General features: G+C 38.2%; 16 protein-coding genes and 2 tRNA genes. 13 read left to right on the top strand and 5 right to left on the bottom strand.

All coding sequences use genetic code 11. From position 1 onward, the window contains the following. The first annotated feature begins 3 nt into the window (after positions 1–3). Genes J7649_RS09830 through J7649_RS09810 form a run of 5 tightly spaced genes read left to right on the top strand, consistent with a single transcriptional unit; the run spans position 4 to position 9302 of the window. The gene (locus J7649_RS09830) at positions 4–1689 is read left to right on the top strand and encodes a polysaccharide biosynthesis/export family protein (protein WP_219307706.1); all 1686 of its coding nucleotides are present in this window, start codon (positions 4–6) and stop codon (positions 1687–1689) included. Between the two features lie 16 nt (positions 1690–1705). Next, a complete protein-coding gene (locus tag J7649_RS09825) occupies positions 1706–3928 on the top strand; it encodes a capsular polysaccharide export protein, LipB/KpsS family (RefSeq protein ID WP_219307704.1) in 2223 nt (740 codons plus the stop codon). A 36-nt stretch (positions 3929–3964) separates the two neighbouring features. Next, positions 3965–6028: a CatB-related O-acetyltransferase gene (locus J7649_RS09820; protein WP_219307702.1), complete on the top strand. Its 2064-nt coding sequence runs from the start codon at positions 3965–3967 to the stop codon at positions 6026–6028. Between the two features lie 10 nt (positions 6029–6038). Continuing rightward, positions 6039–8030, top strand: a complete 1992-nt coding sequence (locus J7649_RS09815) for a capsular polysaccharide biosynthesis protein (RefSeq protein WP_219307700.1) — start codon at positions 6039–6041, stop codon at positions 8028–8030. Positions 8031–8042: 12 nt separating this feature from the next. Beyond that, positions 8043–9302, top strand: a complete 1260-nt coding sequence (locus tag J7649_RS09810; protein ID WP_219307698.1) for a capsule biosynthesis protein — start codon at positions 8043–8045, stop codon at positions 9300–9302. Between the two features lie 173 nt (positions 9303–9475). Here J7649_RS09810 and J7649_RS09805 read toward each other — a convergent pair. Beyond that, a tRNA-Gly gene (locus tag J7649_RS09805) sits at positions 9476–9551 on the bottom strand. A 48-nt stretch (positions 9552–9599) separates the two neighbouring features. Further along, positions 9600–9672, bottom strand: a tRNA-Gly gene (locus J7649_RS09800). Positions 9673–9905: 233 nt separating this feature from the next. Here J7649_RS09800 and J7649_RS09795 point away from each other — a divergent pair. The 5 genes from J7649_RS09795 to J7649_RS09775 all read left to right on the top strand — a co-directional run bounded on the left by J7649_RS09795 (position 9906) and on the right by J7649_RS09775 (position 12746). Next, positions 9906–10214, top strand: a complete 309-nt coding sequence (locus tag J7649_RS09795) for a BolA family protein (RefSeq protein ID WP_004280957.1) — start codon at positions 9906–9908, stop codon at positions 10212–10214. 9 nt (positions 10215–10223) lie between these two features. Beyond that, positions 10224–10616 carry a SirB2 family protein gene (locus J7649_RS09790; RefSeq protein WP_005245348.1) on the top strand — a complete coding sequence of 131 codons (393 nt, stop codon included), beginning with the start codon at positions 10224–10226 and terminating at the stop codon, positions 10614–10616. 96 nt (positions 10617–10712) lie between these two features. Continuing rightward, positions 10713–11549 (top strand): ParA family protein, encoded by an 837-nt coding sequence (locus tag J7649_RS09785; protein WP_219307696.1) that lies wholly within the window; start codon positions 10713–10715, stop codon positions 11547–11549. Positions 11550–11562: 13 nt separating this feature from the next. Continuing rightward, the gene (locus J7649_RS09780) at positions 11563–11955 is read left to right on the top strand and encodes a hypothetical protein (protein ID WP_005249588.1); all 393 of its coding nucleotides are present in this window, start codon (positions 11563–11565) and stop codon (positions 11953–11955) included. A 197-nt stretch (positions 11956–12152) separates the two neighbouring features. Beyond that, positions 12153–12746, top strand: coding sequence for a threonine transporter RhtB (locus tag J7649_RS09775; RefSeq protein WP_219307694.1), 594 nt, complete (start codon positions 12153–12155; stop codon positions 12744–12746). Between the two features lie 37 nt (positions 12747–12783). Here the strand turns inward: J7649_RS09775 and J7649_RS09770 are convergent, their stop codons facing one another. Next, the gene (locus J7649_RS09770; RefSeq protein WP_004644839.1) at positions 12784–13422 is read right to left on the bottom strand and encodes a DedA family protein; all 639 of its coding nucleotides are present in this window, start codon (positions 13420–13422) and stop codon (positions 12784–12786) included. Positions 13423–13766: 344 nt separating this feature from the next. On the opposite strand from J7649_RS09770, the gene guaA reads away from it, so the two are divergent. Next, on the top strand, positions 13767–15335 hold the full coding sequence (gene guaA, locus J7649_RS09765; RefSeq protein WP_005245345.1) for a glutamine-hydrolyzing GMP synthase: 1569 nt from the start codon (positions 13767–13769) through the stop codon (positions 15333–15335). 159 nt (positions 15336–15494) lie between these two features. Then, positions 15495–16427, top strand: coding sequence for a restriction endonuclease (locus J7649_RS09760; protein ID WP_004280964.1), 933 nt, complete (start codon positions 15495–15497; stop codon positions 16425–16427). An 8-nt stretch (positions 16428–16435) separates the two neighbouring features. Here J7649_RS09760 and J7649_RS09755 read toward each other — a convergent pair whose 3' ends face one another. Together J7649_RS09755 and J7649_RS09750 are read right to left on the bottom strand one after the other, a co-directional pair. After that, the gene (locus J7649_RS09755) at positions 16436–17659 is read right to left on the bottom strand and encodes a GGDEF domain-containing protein (RefSeq protein ID WP_005108388.1); all 1224 of its coding nucleotides are present in this window, start codon (positions 17657–17659) and stop codon (positions 16436–16438) included. A gap of 190 nt (positions 17660–17849) precedes the next feature. Next, positions 17850–19172: a GGDEF domain-containing protein gene (locus J7649_RS09750; protein WP_005264631.1), complete on the bottom strand. Its 1323-nt coding sequence runs from the start codon at positions 19170–19172 to the stop codon at positions 17850–17852. 497 nt (positions 19173–19669) lie between these two features. On the opposite strand from J7649_RS09750, the gene J7649_RS09745 reads away from it, so the two are divergent. After that, on the top strand, positions 19670–20617 hold the full coding sequence (locus tag J7649_RS09745; protein WP_219307691.1) for a pirin family protein: 948 nt from the start codon (positions 19670–19672) through the stop codon (positions 20615–20617). Positions 20618–20682: the final 65 nt, after the last annotated feature.

Here is a 20682-nt window from a genome sequence, read left to right as displayed (position 1 = left end):
ATTATGAAAAAAATTGCGTTATTATCAGTTTTATCATTGGCCTGTGCGACGGCTGGTTATGCATTTGATCCAAGTTTATTGCCAAGCGAAGTATCTCAGACCTTCAGTGGCGGAAATTTCGATACAGCAAGTGCTAACAGTACTGCCCTGTTAAACAGCCAGTCTGTGGTTGAGCTTTCTCCAAGCAGCTCAATGAAATATCCAATTCAAAACAAGATGTTTGGTTCACAGCTGTTTAAAGGCGCTTTTGCTTCAACTGCAGGATCAACCTTCAATAGTAGTTATCAGATTAACCCGGGCGATAATATTAATTTACGTCTCTGGGGCGCTTATCAGTTTAACGGCACTCAAACCGTCGATCCACAAGGCAATATTTTTATTCCAAATGTAGGGCCAGTCAAAGTCGCAGGTGTTCGAAATGGCAATTTGCAATCGGTAGTTGAAGCGCAGGTCCGCCGTATTTATGTCTCCAATGTGGGCGTGTATGCAGCCCTCGAGCAAGCCCAGCCCGTGAAGGTGATGGTCACCGGATTTGTCAATCAGCCGGGTAATTATGGTGGTGTCGCCAATGATAGTGTCATTGCTTACTTGGACCGTGCGGGTGGGGTGGATCCGGAGCGTGGCAGCTATATTGATATTAAAGTCATGCGCAATGGCCAAACGATTCAGCAGGTCGATTTATATGACTTTCTGCTACAAGGTCAAATTCGCCCTTTCTCTTTCCGGGATGGCGATGTGATTGTGGTAGGACAGCGCACTCATACCTTTAATGTTTCTGGTGAAGTCTATAACCAGCATGATTTTGAGTTTAACTCGCCTGCGGTTAGCTTGGCACAGGCATTGGCATTTGCCAAACTTAAACCTGGGGCGACCAATGTCAGTATTCAGCGTCGACAAGGTGCAGAGTATAGAAGTGAATATTACTCGCTGAATCAAGCGCATAATATAATGGTGGAAGATGGCGATATTGTCACCGTTACGGCTGACCGCTATGCGGGTACCATTCAAGTACGTGTGGATGGCGCACACAATGGTGCTCACGCCGTTGTATTGCCTTATGGCGCTAAACTGAGTGATGTATTGACGCAGCTACAACCGAATGCTTTGGCTGAAGTGGAATCTTTGCAATTGTTCCGTCCTTCTGTGGCCAAGCGCCAAAAAGAGATGTTAAATGTCGCTCTAGATAAGTTGGAAGAAACCACATTTAATGCACGCTCAAGCACGCAGGAAGAAGCAGCTTTACGTTTGCGCGATGCAGAATTGGTCAAGCAGTTTATTGCTAAAGCGCGTCAAGTAGAGCCTAAAGGGCAGGTGGTGCTGAATCCAGATACTTTTCAAGATGTGATATTGGAACAAGGCGATATTTTACATATTCCAGAAAAAACATCCGTGATTATGGTACATGGTGAAGTTGCTTTCCCAAATGGTATTGAATATAGAAATGGTTTAAGTGCCAAAAACTATATTGAGCAGGTCGGTGGTTTTAGCCAAAAATCGAATAAATCCAAAGTGATTGTGATTCGACAAAATGGTAAGGCTGAACTGGTGCGTAAAGGCGAAAAAATTAAGCAAGGTGATGAGATTTTAGTCTTGCCTAAAGCGCAGACTAAGGGTATTGAGTTAACGCGTGGTATTACTCAAGTGTTGTATCAAATTGCAGTAGCGGCGAAAGTTGCTTTAGATTTATAAGAATGAGGAAGTTTAAGTGATAACACAATTAGAAAGTTTTTTCGTAAAAGAAAATATATCTGTAACACCTAAAGATATTACCTATTGTTTATGTATAAGAGTAAGTGATATTACCCCTTGGATTTTAGAAAGATTAGAGTTTTGCTTAAGTTATTATAGTCCACAGCCGGAAATTAATGTTGTAGATTTTGGCTCTGAGGATTTTTTTGCTACAGAGATTAAAAATATTTGTGAAAAATATGGAGCAAATTATATTTTTGAGAATGATAGAGAGGAATTTTCACTAGCTAAAGCACGTAATATTGCTGTTAATAATGTAAAAACTAAATATTTTCTTTTATCTGATATAGATTTTGTATTTGATAAAAATGTTTTTGCTAATTTAGCGAAAGATGCAGAACAATTAAAAATGCATATTTATCCAAAAAGATTTTTAACAATGTCAATATGTCATTTAGAGGAAAATGAAACAAATAAATTTTGGAATAGTGAAGATAAAGTAAGTTTTATCAAAGAGTTAGATTATTTTGTTTCTAAAGCTGAATATGGAAAAGATATAGAATTCTATACAAGCTATAGTAATGTATTTTTCATGACTAAGGAACTATTTAATTTAATAGGAGGATACTGTGACAAATTTAGAGGGCATGGTTCAGAAGATTTTGATTTAATGTTAAGAATTGGGTTGATCTGCTCAGATATCCCTAAGCCAGAACAATTAAATAAAGACTTTTATGGTCCATTAAAAGATTCTTTTTGGGGAGATAAAAATTATTCAGGTTTCAGAAGATATATTGAAGCTGTGATGTTTTCTAATGAAAGTCTAGGATATAAAGCTTACCATTTATGGCATCCAAAACCAAAAAGTAATGGTTATTGGACTAATAACAATGACTGGAAGAGAGAGAAATTTAATGAAGTGATTTCAGCTTATATTGAAAAAGAGGAAAAGGTATTAGAAGCTGATTATTTAATTAAAGATAAAAACTGTCTTTGCTTAATGAATGACTATAAAAACTGGAGATATTTTTTACCATTAAAATATCTTGGTTATAATTTAAAAGTTTTATCAAGGAATAATTTGGAAGAAATTGTCGAAGGTTATAAGCTTATTTCTGAAGGCAAAGTTGATTTTTTATGTATGTTTAATCCATATATGAAAAGTCATAAGAAATATAAAGATTTATTTGATTTTGCAAAGAAAAATGGTGTAGAGGTTTCAGTTGTAGAGCGAGGAGGTCTGCCAAACTCTATCTATTATGCTAACCAAGTTAGTTATGATGATAATGACTTTAAAAATACAAAAATATTAGATAAAGAACTAAGTGAAGAAGATATTTTTTTAACAAAAAACTATATAAATAGTTTAGTAACAGGGTCTCATACTTTAGAGTCAATGGAGACTTATGATGAAACGATTTCTAAACCAAGTATAGAAATACTAAAATTTAAACAATCTATTTTTATTCCTCTTCAACTTAATGATGATATGGCTGTTACATTTTTTAATGAAGGTTATTTAAAATATGACGAGTTTTTAGATGAATTAGAAAATACTATAATTAAAAATAAAAATATCCAATTTGTCATTAAGCCACACCCATTAGATAAAAAAGCTAATAGATTTAATTATGAAAATGTAACCAATTTAAATAATGAGAATATACATGCTGTAATAGATTGTGTAAATGCTGTTCTTTTATATAATTCAGGTGTGGGGTTGTTAGCGCTTGCACATAATAAACCTGTTTATACTGTTGGTAATGCATATTATAGTTTTAATGGTGCATTGACTAAGCAGATAGAAAGTCTGGAGATTATTATTAAAGACTTATATAATAATAAAGTATTTGATTTAAATGAAAGTAAAACTATAAACTTGTTTAACTGGTTGATTACAGAAAAATATAGTTGGTTTACTGCAAAAGATATTATTAAAGAGTTTGATAATAGAAAATCACATGCCTACGATTATATTAATGTCGAGTTTTTTAACTTTAAAGGAAAAACATGGTTTTCTGGTTTAAATCCTCTTTTTAGCTATAATAATAGAAGTTATTTAAATGCTATGTTGAAAATTGAAAACTTAAAGAGTGCTACTACTAGTGCAGTAGATAAAAAAGTATTAAAAAAATCTGATAAATTAGCTAGTGAAATATCTCCTTTAATGAGAAAAATCAGGAAATTAAAGAGAGATCCAAAAGCTTTTGTTGTAGATTTTATTAAGAAAAAAATATAAATATAGGATAAATTTCCTTTTTAATTGGATGTGGAAATGTTAAATTATTTAGATAACTTATTGAATGAAAATAAAATTGAAGGTTATGGGTTTGTTGAGGAGTTTTGCTTAATTAACTCTTGGAAGATTAGAGGTTTTTTTTCTATTGGCGCTTATACTAATATTAGTAAGAATGCTAATATTCGAGATGTAATTATTGGAAGATTTAGCAAAATAGATTCGAACGTTAATATAGGTAAATTTCTAGGTGAAAAAAATATATTTTCAAATAGTGATTTCTCTAATGGAATACCTCAAGTAATTTCAAGTGATTATGAAAAAATATCGAAAAACCGATTTTTTTATAATAAAACTCCATTAACTAAAATTGGTAATGATGTATGGATACAGGAAAACTGTATTATTAAATCGGGTGTTACTATATCGGATGGAGTTATAGTTCTTCCTAACTCTCTTGTAATTGATGATTTACCTCCATTTTCAATTTGTTCTGGAAATCCTGCACAAGTAATTGGTTATAGATTTGAATTTGAGATAATTGAGAGATTGCAAAAATATAGATGGTGGGATAAAGATATATTTAAATTAGAATCTGTTAATTACTCAAATATAAAAAAGATATTAAATACAAATTTAGACAATAAAAAATATCAACGATTCTTTGTTGATAGTTTTGATAGTAGAGTAATTAAAGATAATTTAGATCGTGTATTAATAGGACCTTCACATATAAAGAGATGGCGTGATAAAATATATAATGGTGATATTTTCTATCCAAATTTTTATTTAATAGGTTTTTCTGGCTTAAGTCTTTATGATAAAAGTTTAATAAGGTGGATTGATTTTTTTACTGAAATTGGGAAAGAAATTTTTTTAATGGTACCTGATTTTAGAATAGGTAATTCTTATATTTTAAATAAATCTTTAAATCCTACTTTTATTGATAAAGATCTAATTAATTTAGAGAATGATACTATTTTATATAATGAAGCAATTAAAATCCTTGATCACTTTGTAAAATTAAATGATAAAATAAAATTTATTTTTTGGTGCCTAGGTGCTAGGGAGAATTTGAATATTAAGAATAATAAATATATAGTTAATGGGTCTTATAAGCACCCCATATGGAATTTAGAAAAATTAAATAATCTTTATTCTAATAACACTCTGCAATTAGATAGTAGTTTTAACTTTGAAGATATGATTGAAAATGATGGCACAGTTCATCCAACTAACTTGGGCTATAATTTTATAAAAAATATAATAAATGGGAGAACTGCCTTTTCCAATATTAAAAAAAATAAATATAAACCAAATATATTGATTAGAACTTATCGTTGGGATGAAGTTAATAATCTATTAGCTTTATATTATAAAGAAAAGGGTGCAAATGTTATTTTTGTTGTAGATGAAACAAAAAATATCGTTAATATTCCTAGTGAGTGGTCAAAAGTATCTATAAATAAAGATAAAATAAAGAATAAATTTCTAAGATATCAAGATGATATAATGTGGCGTTCAGGAGATTACTGCTATTATTTTGCTTTTGATGAATTTCCTGAAATGGAGAGAGCTTGGTTAGTAGAAGATGAAGCTATTATTTATTCAGATGATTTTTTAAATTTTTTAGAAAAATTTGAAATGCATAATATTGATTTTTACGCAGGAAAATTTGGTAAGAGAGGTAATAAAAATTATTTATACAAAACTATAGATTTTATTAATAGATATCCTTACGGATGCATTTATTCAATTTCTATGATGACTAACTCCTATGCTAAATTTCTATATAAAAAGCGTGTAGAATTAAATAACTATTTTATTCAAAATAATTTAGAAAATGATAAATGGATGAATGATGAGTATTTTAGTATTAATATGAGTTATGGTACCCAATATTGTATAGCTGCTCTGCAGGATGTTAGTCGTTGGTGTTGTTCACAGACACTCCATTTCAGTACTCAGAAAGTTTTAATGAAAACGTCAAAATCTCTTAATTTTGAATATCAGAATCGTTTTTATCATCCCATTCTTGTAGAGGGTTTAGATGATTCTAATAGTTTAAAACGTAATAAAAGTTTACTTAATAAGTATTTGTAATGAATTATTTATGTATCTAAATGCTAATAAAAATATCTTATCTATAGTTAATCTCTATAAATATATTTTTAATAATCAAACCAACCTGCGAGTAAGTTGTGGCTGGGGCCGTAAAAAAAGTTTCTTTAAAGCCCAAGCCTTAGCCAAACAAAAAGGTCTGACAGCTCTCTGCCTGGAGGATGGTTTTGTCCGCTCTCTGGGCTTGGGTAAAGATGGTTATCCACCTCTATCGCTTGTTGTTGATGAAATGGGGATTTATTTTGATGCCCTACAGCCATCAAACCTAGAAAACCTTATTTTAAAAGATGAGAGTGTTAGAGATAATCTTCGTGCCCAGCATGCCATCGACCAAATTTTAAAATTTGGAATTACTAAATATAATCAAAAATTTCAAACAATAGATTTAGGTAAGTTTGATCGAAAAATTAAAAATATTTTAGTTATTGATCAAACTTTTGGTGATCAATCAATCAAATACGCAGGGGCTACTCCTGACACCTTTAAAAGCATGTTAAGACAAGCCTGTATTGATCACCCAGATGCGATTATATGGGTAAAAACCCATCCAGATGTCTTGGCAGGCAAAGCACAATCCCATTTTCAACCGCAAGATTTAGCATCTGCCAATATTCGGGTTTTAACGGAAGCCTATAATCCGATTGAGCTATTGGGCTATATGAGCGAAGTCTATGTGGTCAGTTCACAATTGGGCTTTGAAGCCTTGCTTTGTGGCAAGAAAGTTCATTGTTTTGGGGTTCCCTGGTATGCGGGATGGGGGCTGACAGATGATCAATATGCACCTTTGGAAATTTTAAATGGAAGACGTGGTGTCAAATGTTCCCTCAACCATTTATTTGCATCTGCTTATTTTCATTATGCACGCTATGTCAATCCAGTTACTGGTGAGCGCTGTGAATGTGAAGATATTATAGATCTGATTATTCCGAATATTGAATTTCAAAAACGTCTAGGTCAATCCTATATTGCGTATGGTTTTAGTCCCTGGAAAAAGAAATTTATTGCGGACTTTTTAAGCTTTCCAAAGCTTAGTCTAAAATTTCAACGCTATCTAAAGCCTAAAAAAAATCAGCCAACTCTTGCTTGGGGCAAAAAAGCGCAACGACTGAAAGATCAGAATTATCTAAATGTGATTACTGTAGAGGATGGATTTATCCGATCTGTTGGATTGGGCGCCACTTTAATTCGACCATGTTCGCTCGTTTTTGATGATGTCGGTATCTATTATGACGCGACAAAACCATCAGGAATTGAGAATCTTCTCAATCAAGTTAATCTTACCGAACAGCAGCTTCAAAGAGCACGTGATTTACAGCAAAAGCTGATCGATCTGAATATTTCAAAATACAATGTAGGTGAGTCAAGGCCATTAAAACGTCCTCAGCATTCGCGGGTTTTATTGGTCGTGGGGCAGGTTGAAGATGATATGTCGATTCAGCTAGGTGGAATCGGGATTAAAACTAATCTGGATTTGCTGAAACAGGTGCGGGGAGATCATCCTGACAGTTATATTATCTATAAACCCCATCCAGATGTACAAACGGGTCTGCGGGTCGGGAAAATTTCCGACCAAGACATGTTGACCTATGCTAACCAGATTGAATTGAACACCTCTATTTTAGAATGTTTTGAAATTTGTGATGAGGTACATACCATAACCTCACTTAGTGGCTTTGAGGCTTTGATTCGAGGCTTAAAAGTTTATTGTTATGGTTTACCATTTTATGCAGGTTGGGGATTAACACAGGACTTGTATTCATCACAAAGACGCAACAATAAAAATATAACCTTAGAAACTTTGTTATATGTAACTCTAGTAGAATATCCTACATATAATTTACCGCATACTCGAGCATCGGGTATTCCCTTGGTGCGTCCCGAGGATGTGATCGCTTATATTAAAAGTCAATTAGATCAACCGGTAGCTCATGATCATAGGTATAAGCGTGTATTATTACATTTATATAACAAGTTAAAAAAATAGGTTAGTTTCTTTATGTCAGTTCATGTGAATCGTTTATTGCTTTCTGAACGGGTTCTGTTATTACAGGGGCCGATGGGGAGTTTTTTTAATCGTTTTTCTGCCTGGCTCAAAGACCATGATATTCAATGTTTTAAAGTGAACCTGAACGGCGGAGATCAATTTTTTTCGCGTTCTTTTGAATACAACTTTGATTTTACAGGTGCTTACGCCGATTTTTCGACCTGGATCGAAGACTTGCTTTTGTCTCAAGAGATTGATGCAGTGGTCTGTTTTGGAGACTGCCGCAAGTATCATCAAGCTGCAAAAAAAGTTGCCTTAAAGCATCGAATTAACTTTTTTGCTTTTGAAGAAGGCTATATTCGGCCGAACTATATTACGTTTGAGCAAGATGGGGTAAATTTCTTTTCCAACTTCTTATCGCATTTAAAATTAAAAACAAAAAAACCTAAAAATACCCAAGTGAAAAAAGTATCTGAAGTCAATAATAGTTATCGTTCGATGCTGATCAGTGTCATGGTCTATTATGTATTTATGCTGCTTTTCTCTTGGAAATACCCGCATTATAAACATCATCGGCAGATGAGTATCTGGTCGGAAATTTATTATTGGGTCTGGTCGGGTGTGCGACGGATTAAAAATTCTTTCGTAGAAGAAAAGCAGTTTAATGCATTTATACAGGCCTATAAAAAACGTTATTTTGTATTTGCACTACAAGTACATAATGACTTTCAGATTCGTACCCATTCTGATTTAAAATGCATGAAAAAATACATTGAAATGGTCATGCAGGATTTTGCACAACATGCAGACCCCTATCATCATTTGGTGCTCAAACATCATCCGATGGATCGTGGCTATCGTAATTATGCCTCTTATATTCGTAAGCTAGCAAAGTCTCACGATGTTGAAGGGCGTGTTCACTATTTTTGTGATATTCATTTGCCTACACTATTAAAAAATAGTCTGGGTTTTGTTGCAGTAAATAGTACGACAGGTATTCAGGCTTTGTACCACCATATTCCTGTCAAGGTATTGGGTTATGCACTTTATAATTTACCTAAATTGACCAACCAACGTCCTTTGGCTAAATTCTGGAGAAATCCAGGTAAGGTCGATCAGGTGTATTTCAACTATTTCCGTGAAGAGCTAATTAATTATTCCCAATTGAATGGGGCTTTTTATGGTGATTCTCCTTGGATGAATGATTATGATTTATCACATATCGAGGTAGATGTTGAAATGCAACAAGCCAATAATCCTGTTTCCATCTGATAGAGATAAGATCATTACTGGTTTATATAAGCAATTATTTATAAAATTTAGGGGTCTTTTCTAGGAAAGATCCTTGAGTACTTTTGTTTAATCTTTACTAAAAAAATAATGATAATAAGAGATTTAACACAATAAAAAAGCCCCGATCTTTCGATCAGGGCTTTTTTAGAATCTGGAGCGGGAAAGGAGACTCGAACTCCCGACCCCAACCTTGGCAAGGTTATGCTCTACCAACTGAGCTATTCCCGCGGAGTCTATAAAGTTTTTTAAATGAAAAAACTAAATGAAAAAATTTTGAGCGGGAAAGGAGACTCGAACTCCCGACCCCAACCTTGGCAAGGTTATGCTCTACCAACTGAGCTATTCCCGCATGCCGTGTATAATACAGCATGCAAAAATGTGGTCAACACCTTTGTTAAAAATCTTGCATCAATTGCATAAAATAAAAGCAAAATGCTGTAGACCAGACAGTAAATAACCAATATTCATATAAAAATCAATAAATTTTCGCCACAATCAACGGATTGCATCTGAACAGATTACCGAAATACTCGGCAGAACAAGGTATACTGAGACCATATTTTTGAAGATTGGAGTCAGGCCATGAGCTTAGAACAACAACTGAAAGATCGTTTGGCGCAATTATCCCCAACCCATTTGGAAGTGGTGAATGAGTCTTCGGGTCATGGTGGTTATTTCCCGGGAAAAGAATCGCATTTTAAAACCGTGATTGTGAGTCAGGCATTTGCCGGTTTGCGCCCCGTCCAGCGTCATCAGAAAGTTTATGCTGCTGCGGGTGATCTGCTGTCAAAAGACAAGATTCATGCGCTGGCCATTCATGCATTTTTGCCTGAAGAATGGGCAGGTCAGGATACGACCAGTCCTGCTTGTGCACACGCACCTAAAAACTAAGAGGAAATGATGGAAACCCAACTTTTAGTCAAGATTATCCATATGTCGGTAGCAGGACTGGCGATTGTCGCCATTCTTGCCCGTGCCTTGACCTTGTTTGTCGGCACACAGGGAAATATGCCTAATCCGGTAGCACGTACAGCGCTAGTCGCTTTACAGCATTTAGCTATCACGGTGATTGCACTGACCGGTATAGTATCGCTCGTCCTGAAAGACTTTGATGTACAGCCTTGGTTCTATGCCAAAGTCATTTTATTTTTGGTGCTGGTGTCCTCGCTAGGCAAAGCCTATAAAAAAGATGATTCGATCTTGTTGTCGCAGCGTCGGGCTGGCTTAGTTATTGCTGTAGTTTCATTGGTGTCTATTCTGGCTTTGGTGATGATCAAGCCGAATTTTGGCTAAAAGCAGGCTGGCTGTGATGATCAGCACAGCCAGTCCATGCAAATAATTAGAAAATACAAATGTTGTAAAAGTAATTAAAAATGTGAGGAGGGGGACATGCGTACACGTGTGGTATTTAATCAAAAGGGTGGGGTAGGCAAGTCGAGTATTACTGTCAATCTGGCAGCGATCAGTGCATATCAGGGTTTAAAAACCTTATTGATTGACCTGGATCCGCAGGCCAACTCTAGCCAGTATGTGCTGGGTGATGATGCGACGTATTCTAGTGACAAGCCGGCACTCGAACCGAATATCGAAAACTATTTTGAAGATGTACTCGGTAATCAGCAAAGCAAGGGCTTGCTTGGTAATGCGATTGGCTCGATTTTAAAAAGTCGTAGCAAAGGTCTGGAAAGCTATGTGCATCAATCTTCTTTTAAACATCTGGATGTTATTCCGGCTAGCCCAACACTGGGTGCATTGGCCCATGCACTGGAGTCCAAGCACAAGATTTATAAGCTACGAGATGCCTTGCAACAACTGTCGGGGCATTATGACCGGGTATTTATTGATACACCGCCTGCATTCAATTTCTTTACCCTCTCTGCTCTCATTGCGGCGAACCGCGTGCTGATTCCATTTGACTGTGATGTATTTTCTAAACGTGCCCTACAGACCCTGATTGAAAATGTCATTGAAACCCAGGATGACCATAATGAAGGGCTGGAAATCGAAGGGATTGTCGTGAACCAGTTTCAGGCACAGGCCAAATTACCGCGTGAAGTGGTACAACAGCTCAAAGATGAAGGCTTACCGGTCCTCGACAGTATGTTGCCACCCTCGATCTTGATGAAAGAATCTCATCAGAAAAATCAGCCTTTGATTCATTTGGCTACTGATCATAAATTGACTCAGGCCTATCAATCGTTGTTCAATGAGATAGAGCAGAATTAAGATCGAGTTAGCTATGAAACTTGTGAAAGTAAGCCTGAGTATTGCTGCACTGGCATTACTGAGTGCCTGTGCAACGCCGGTAAAACCGACTTATGTGTCGCCCACCCTCTATCAGACTTTGGGTTGTTCGCAATTACAGGGTGAATATAATCGTATTCAGCAGTATATCGACAATGGCGTTGAACCACCGAAACGTACTGGCGTCGGTGTGGGTGTTGGTCTTGGCGGTGGTTGGGGTAGTCGCGGTGGATGGGGTATTGGCCCGAGTGTTTCAGTCAATATGGGACAGTCATCCGATACCAAAAGAACCGAACTGGCACGGCTTTTAGGCGAGCAGGAAGCGATTGTACAGGCCGCGCGTTATAAGAACTGTTCGATCATCGTTCGGCAGGCGACGCCTAAATAAATCATTCAACATTAAACGGATAAATGCTGACTTCGGGTCGGCATTTTTTATTGCTTTCACCAAGAATAGGGCAGTTTAAATTAAGATAAAACTCACGGGAAATTGACCAGAGTGTATATAAATCTGAAATTTATAAGCTTGTTATCCCACTCCCATATTGATTAAGCTACAACCTTGGCCCGGAAAAGTTCATTGCGATGATTGAAAATTGGTTATTTGTTTTAGGACTCATTGCTGTGTTGATGGTTCCAGGGCCCGCCAATGCCTTGGTGGCCAGCTCTGCTCATCAGCAGGGGCAGGCTAAAACCAGTCTCTATCTTCCTGCCATTTTACTCGGCTATTTTTATGCCATTAATGTCTGGGCCTTGTTGATTCATCTGGCGTCACCGATCTGGCCAAATTTTAAAGGCTTGGTCTATGTACTGAGTACCATCTGTGTGGGCTGGATGACCTTGCATTTATATAAGGCCCAGCAGTTAGAACGCTACAGCAAGAACCATCCGCAGATTCGCCCCTGGCAAATGTTTACAACTACCTTAAAAAATCCTAAAGCAGCATTGTTGGCCTCTGGAATTTTACCGATAGAAACCTGGCAAAGCCCGACCAACTTCGTTCTGGTTTTTGCTGCCTTTAGCTTGAGTACCGTTCCGGTCGGGATATTCTGGATGGTCTTTGGTCAGGCCATATTGACCAGTCCATCTGAAAAAATAAAAGCCGGCCTCATTTATAAAGGCGCGGCTCTATTTGTCCTGCTTTGTCTCATCCCACTCTTGATCAAGCTCTGGGATTAAACGCACAGGCTGTAAAAAATCTTAATGTAAAAAGTTCTTAAGCTGTTTTACTTTTTTTGAGCTTTTGTTGAATAAAGCCAATCACACCTGGCAATACACTTAAAATAATGATGCCAAAAATTAGATAGGTGAAGTTGTCTTTGACGATCGGCATATTGCCAAACATATAGCCCAAAATGACAAATGAGCTAATCCAGGCAAATGCACCTACTACATTATAGGTCAGGAAATATTTGTAATTCATGCTGCCAGCACCGGCAACGAAGGGTGCAAAGGTACGGGCAAAAGGAACAAAACGCGCAAAAATAATGGTCTTACCACCATGTCTGGCAAAGAATTGCTGGGTCGCCAATAAGTGTTTTTTATTGATGAAGCGCGATTCGATCTCGAAAACCCGAGGACCAATATATTTACCAATATGATAATTCAGGGTGTCACCCAGAACTGCCGCAACAAACAAGAGTGGAATCAGCACCCATGGATCCATTGCACCAGTAGAGGCTGCCAGTGCACCTGCTGCAAATAGCAAGCTGTCGCCAGGCAGGAACGGCATGACCACCAGACCTGTTTCTACAAAGATAATCAGGAAAAGAATGGCATAAATCCAGATCCCGTAATTAGTGATAAATTCAAGCAAGTGATCATCAACATGCAAGATAAAATCAATCAGTTCCATGAGCCCAGTACAAGCAAAAGTGTGGTCAAATCCTAACAGCCCGGGGCATGAAAGTCAGTACCAGAAAGTAAAATAATTAAGGCTTCATCCATCTTCAATTAAGCAAAAATTTCTCTTACATATTATCTTCGGATTTTTATAAAAACAGGCTTAATTGGATTAAATCTTGAGCTTAAAAATATAAAAATGACAGACCAATCAAGGCATCCAAAGGGATGCTTTATTCTGCTAGAAATATAATGCAATCAACTAAATGCATACCTCATGCGAATTGTGTGCTTAATGCGCTGAAAAATGTTAGAATACGGCGCTTATCTTTCGTTTGCCTTTCATAGTTGTTCGTCATGACTACCAATACTCAAATTACTGAAGATCGTATCCTGATTCTGGATTTCGGTTCTCAATATAGTCAGCTCATCGCACGTCGTGTCCGTGAAGCTGGTGTATATTCTGAAATGTATGCCTATGATATGTCTGAAGAAGACATTCGTGCATTTAATCCAAACGGTATCATCTTGTCTGGTGGACCTGAGAGCGTTCACCTTGAAGGCAGCCCGCGTGCGCCACAAGTGGTATTCGAGCTGGGTGTGCCGGTATTGGGTATTTGTTATGGTCTGCAAACCATGTGCGAACAACTTGGCGGTAAAGTTGAGCCAGGTACTGTGCATGAGTTTGGCTATGCAGAAGTAGATATTGTTGTACGTGACAAGCTGATCGGTAATTTACAGGACCGTGAAAACCAGCTGCATGTCTGGATGAGTCATGGTGACAAGGTTGCCCGTATTCCAGAAGGCTTCCAGATCACTGCACAGACGCCTAGCTGCCCAATTGCGATGGTATCTGATGAAACTCGCCGTTTCTATGGTATTCAGTTCCATCCTGAAGTGACACATACGTCTAAAGGTGCAGAATTACTGTCGAACTTCGTGCATCAAATTTGTGGCTGTCGCGGTCTGTGGACGCCAGAACACATTATTGATCTACGTGTAGAACAGCTTCGCCAACAGATTGGTGATGAAAAAGTATTACTAGGACTTTCTGGTGGTGTGGATTCATCTGTAGTGGCAGCGCTGTTGCATAAAGCGATCGGTGATCAGCTGACCTGTGTATTTGTAGACAACGGTTTGCTTCGTTTGAACGAAGGCGATCAAGTGATGCAAATGTTTGCTGATAACATGGGTATCCGCGTGATTCGTGCTGATGCTGAAGAGCGTTTCTTGACTGCGCTTGCAGGTGAAGTTGATCCTGAAGCAAAACGTAAAATTATTGGCCGTGAATTTATTGCTGTCTTCGCTGAAGAAGCACGTAAATTAGATGGCGTAAAATTCCTTGCACAAGGTACGATTTATCCAGACGTAATTGAATCTGCTGCAAGCAAGCAGGGTAAGGCGCATGTGATTAAATCACACCATAATGTGGGTGGTTTACCAGCAGATCTAGCGTTTGAACTGGTTGAACCATTACGGGACTTATTTAAAGATGAAGTACGTAAATTGGGTACGACTTTAGGCTTGCCACACAGCATGATCTACCGTCATCCATTCCCGGGCCCAGGTCTAGGTGTGCGTATCTTGGGTGAAGTGAAAAAAGAATATGCAGACATTTTACGTCTTGCGGATGACATTTTCATGCAGGAACTGCGTGCCAGCGGCTGGTATGACAAGACTGCTCAAGCATTTGCAGTATTCCAGCCAGTAAAATCGGTGGGTGTAGTCGGTGATGGCCGTCGTTATGCATGGGTGATTGCACTGCGTGCGGTAGAAACCGTGGACTTTATGACGGCTCGTTTCGCGCATCTTCCTTATGATTTAGTCGATAAGATCTCGACCCGTATCATGAATGAAATTGCTGAAGTTTCTCGTGTTGTGTATGACGTATCGTCTAAACCACCAGCAACAATTGAATGGGAGTAATTTAGGGGTTTCGGACAGCACTGCTGTCCGCCTAAATTACGCCAAGCGCTATGCGCGTGGCAGTATCTGGTTTATCAGATATAACCTAATAAAAAAGAGCGCTTCGGCGCTCTTTTTTTGATTTATACTGAATAAAAATAAACCTTTAAAAGCTAAAAAATGCCTTTACCTACTTATGATCAATTAATGCTGCCTTTAATGAAATTATTATCAGAATTAAATGAGCCAATAAAAATTTCGGATGCTGCGAATATCCTAGCTGAACGTTCCAATTTACACGAAGAGGATTTAAATAAAATTCTTCCGAGCGGGAAAAATATATTTAAAGATAGAGTGGCATGGGCAAAGACCTACTTAGTTAAGGCGGGCTTAGTTCAACAACCGAAGAGAGCATATTGTGAGATTAGTAGCTTGGGTAGACAGGTTGATTTAAAAAGTTTAGATGCTATAACAAATGAATATTTAGCACAGTTCAACGGATTTTCAGATTTTAAATTAGGAAAGAAAAATAAAGATGAGTTTGGGATCGGGAATCTACAAGTTATTGAAAGCCTAAATAGTTACCAAGAAACTCAGACTCCAGAAGAAACAATCCAGAACACAACGGAATTATTAAAATCTGATTTGAAAAGTGATTTGCTTCAGATGGTAAAAGATAAATCTCCTTCATTTTTTGAAAGACTGGTTGTCGATCTTCTGGTGGCAATGGGCTACGGCGGTTCACATCAAGATGCAGCTCAAGCGATTGGTAAAACCAACGATGGTGGAATTGATGGTGTAATTAGTGAAGATCGATTAGGGCTAGATAAAATTTACATCCAAGCGAAACGTTGGAAAGATACTGTTGGTCGTCCCGACATTCAACAGTTTAAAGGTGCTTTGGCCGATCAAGTTGCTAAGAAGGGGGTATTCATTACTACGTCAAGTTTCAGTAAAGAGGCCATTGAGTCGGCAAGAAAATCCGGTATTGTTTTAATTGATGGCGATAAGCTGACGTCTTTAATGATTGAATTTGGTTTAGGTGTACAAATAGAACGTAGTTTTCATATCTATAAAATCGACCAAGATCGTTTTGATGAAGATAATTTTTAACGGGTAATTTAAGCCGGTTTAACCTGCCAGTTTTGCAGCTCCCCAGCTAAACTTTGCTCCAGATCTGGATCATAAGCTTCAACCCGATTCCGTCCATTGGCTTTAGCCTGATATAAGGCAATATCGGCCTGTTTAATCAGGGTCATTAAATCTGTTTCACAGCTTTCCAGAATGGCAGCACCAATCGAAATGCTAAAACTGAAACGATGCTGGCTGTCTAGATCGATCACAATATTTTCAATGTTATGCCTTAAACGCTCGGCAACTTTTAGCGCTTCATCCAGAGAGGTTTCGGGTAAAAATGCAATAAATTCTTCACCGCCATAGCGTGCCAAAATATCATGCTGTCGCATTTCACTGCGTGTGCTCAGGGCAATCGTCTGTAAGACCTGATCTCCGATATCATGACCATAACGATCATTAATCTGCTTAAAATGATCGACATCAAAGACCAGTAAACTCATAGGTACCGGTTGATCAAAATTCTGTTGTACCAGTTGTTGCGCGAGATATTCAAAACAGCGACGGTTATTCAGGCCGGTGAGGGAATCGGTATGGGCCATATTTTCAAAGGCCTGCCGGTTATATTCATTCAGGGTATGCTGCAAGAATACCATGCGTGATTTTAAGGTTGAGCTCCAACTAATATAAAGACTGAAGGTCAATACCGGCAGATAAATCAGGGAAAATAAAAACATCTGGTACAGGTCAGACCGAGTATTGAAATATACACCGATGTAAATCATCAGGGTAATCAGACTTGAAGTAATCAAAGACGGCCAGAACCGGATCTGCACACATAAATTGGCCAGTACAATAAAGACTAAGGAGGCATATTGATAAATGAGGGTATAAGCACTTTCAGACTGATTCAGATTAAAAAACCAGATGGCACTTGCACCAATAATCGAGGTAGGCAAGAGCAGATCAAAGACAGGCAGATTGCGGTAAGAGTGATACATCCAGATCGTGATCAGTACGATCAGGATGGTATAGCTGATTTTGGTCAAAATGAGTAACTTGAGAATATCATTCAGCACCAGAATATCGGCGAGGGTATAAGAGGCATATGCCAGCTGTGCGAATAAATTGACCTGTAATAAGTATTTTAAAGTGAGTTTTTTCTGATGAGCATAGTAGGCCGGTTTTAGAGGTGCAGGAATACGAACAAGCGGATCTTGAAGAGCCTCCTGAATCAGGGTACGTGATTCTTTTTCGTTATCATGCGGCATGCAGCCTTCCCAAATTAAAATATATAAAAATGAATAAGATGAAATTTATATATAGTTGTATAAAAAATATTCTATTCTTTTGTTGGATATTTTAAAAGTGGAAGAATCAAATTTATTTTATAAAATGAAATCCCCGATTAACGCATTCTAAGAATGATCCTAGCTTATAGAACAGACTAATGATTCAGCTTTAATTCGCCGTTGACTGGGCTGGTTGAGTGTCTGGCTTAAATACATTCCAGGGATTTTCTGTTGCTGGCTTGGGCTTATTCAGCATATCCGGATGATAGACTTCAATCCGGTTTCGGCCAGACTTCTTGGCTTGATATAAGGCAATATCGGCTTGTTTGATCAGATCTTCCAGAGTCTGGGTATGGGATTCTAGTTCTGCAACACCGATCGAAATGGTGAACCGGATGGCATGATTGGATTCAACATAAATATACTGCTTTTGAATTGCACAACGAATTCGTTCTGCAATCACCAGGCTGTCTTGTAGCTGAGTATCTTCCAGGAGAGCGATAAACTCTTCCCCGCCAAAACGTGCCAGTACATCGCTATGCCGCATTTCTTTACGGGTCACTTCAGCAATCAGTTGTAGCACCCGATCACCGACATCATGCCCATAGCTATCATTAATATTTTTAAAATGATCCACATCAAACATCAACAGGCAGCTACTGGCATGTTTGGGCCATTGATGAATAGAGCGTTCAGCCATATCGACAAAATGGCGACGGTTGTAGAGCTGGGTCAAATCATCGGTATGTGCCAGATTCTTTAAGGTTTGATAGTTCCATTCATCAAGCAGGGAGCGCAGAAAAGAACGCCGCACATTCAGAATATTATTCCAGTTAATATAAATGCTAAAAAACCACAGTGGACTAAAGACCACACTAAAAATAAAGGCTTGAGAGGCACTCATGAACTGGGTCACCCCAAGCATGATAAACAGCGCAATCAAGATGGAGCAATAGACTGCGACTTTAAACTGGGTCTGCACACAGAGATTGGCGATAAGAATAAAGATCGCAGAGGCATAAATATAGGTGGCAACATGGGGACTGGTTGAAAGCGCGAGTAAGCTAATCCAGGCCGCTGCAGCTACAGTGGTGCCTATCGGCAAGATTCTGTCCAAAATCTGAATATTTTTATATTTTTTAAACAGGTAATAACAGCAAAACATCGCCCCCAGAACCAGAACGACGCGCATCAGACCAGAAATAAAAAACATGTCTGGAATAATCAGGATATCGGCAAAGAAATACAGTAAAAAGGCAATTTGCGCCAGATAGTTAATTTGACGCAAGTTATGATGACTATGCGTATAGACATAATCATGAAAATACTGCTGAAACAGGGCAGGGATACGGGCATGAGGATCTGTCAGCGCCTGTTCAATCAGCTGACGGTTTTGCAGATCACATTCAGATAATTTCAGTGATTTATCGGTCGTCGAATTTTGAAAAGATACATTCGCCGTTGAATATATATTCTCATTCTGAGCAGACATGTCCTGGTCCAGTATTATTTTTATAGGTGCCTATTATGCCGTGTTTGAGTAAAAAATAACCTCCCAAAAATTGGGTATCCGGGGAGTTTTTAAAGCTAAAACGTAACAAAATTTGTGTTTTATAAAATTGAAAGTGATTGAAATACATGAATAATCATCTTATTCATTGGGGTCTTTAGTTGTTGTGGATTCGTTTCACGTGAAACATAAATGACATTCCTGATCTTCAGTTTATTTAAACTCCTAACGTCATGTACCTAAATCATGATTGACTTGTTAAAACTCAAGTTTGGGGCTTTGAATATAAATCTCATCAGCTTTTCAGAATTTAAATTGATGGGACTAGTGAGGCGTTTTATACGTATCTAAATATTTCCAGGGATAGATTTTGCCCATAGACCCTGTACATTGTCCTGAACAGAGAGGCATCTTGAATCGGTCAAATACATGTCTCACCCACTCAAAAGTAGAATGAAAATGCCGAGGTAAGCTCAGCCATGTCGAATAATAGTGATATTGAACTGTCGAATTCCGATGATTGTGAAAAGTACGTGAATCAGTTTATTCAGGAGTTTCCTTTACGTCGCGCGGAAATCGGGCAGGGTACCGTGATTAAACGTGCCTTACCGAGCCGACATAAACGCATGATTGGTGCCTGGTGTTTTCTGGATCATGCGGGTCCGGCCAGTTTTCCGCAAGGAGATGGTCTGGATATCGGCCCCCATCCACACATTGGTCTGCAGACCTTTACCTGGATGATCGAGGGCAGCATGATGCACAATGACAGTCTGGGAAATCAGCAATTGATTCGTCCCAAACAGGTCAATCTGATGACCTCGGGCTATGGCATTTCACATACCGAAGTCTCTCCCGAGAGTGAAACGCATATGCATGCAGCGCAGTTATGGATTGCCTTGCCGGACGACAAGATCAATATGGCACCGGGTTTTGACCATTATCCTGAATTGCCGGTGGTCCATGAGCAAGGCATCGAGTTTACCGTGCTGGTAGGAGAATATTTAAAAACAAAATCACCGGTTAAAGTACATAGCGAACTGCTCGGAGTAGATCTGTATGCGGCTGAAAGTAGCAGTATGCATTTGCCGTTGAATCCGAAATTTGAATATGGTTTTATGGTGCTTGAAGGGACGGCTAGCATCAATGGGCATGAACTAAATGAAGATAATATGCTGATCCTGGAGCCCGGCTTACAGCAGGTCAACGCTGAAATTCATGCCGGGAGCCGGGTGTTATTGATTGGTGGGGAACCATTTGAAAGCCCGATTTTACTGTGGTGGAATCTGGTCGGGCGTACGACAGAGGAACTTAAAATTGCGCGGGAACAATGGATTGAAGGCCATGAACGTTTTGGTTCCATTCCTGCCTATGATGGGCCACGTTTAGAAGCGCCTGCATTTCCAGACCAGATGCGGGCTTCCCGATAAATGCTAAAAATGATGAGAATGTAGAGCGCTGTCTGAATTGAACTTAAATAGTTAATCTGCAACAT

The sequence above is a fragment of the Acinetobacter lwoffii genome, assembly GCF_019343495.1.
Classification (GTDB): Bacteria; Pseudomonadota; Gammaproteobacteria; order Pseudomonadales; family Moraxellaceae; genus Acinetobacter; species Acinetobacter lwoffii_P.
This window is presented reverse-complemented; position numbering and strand designations above follow the sequence as displayed.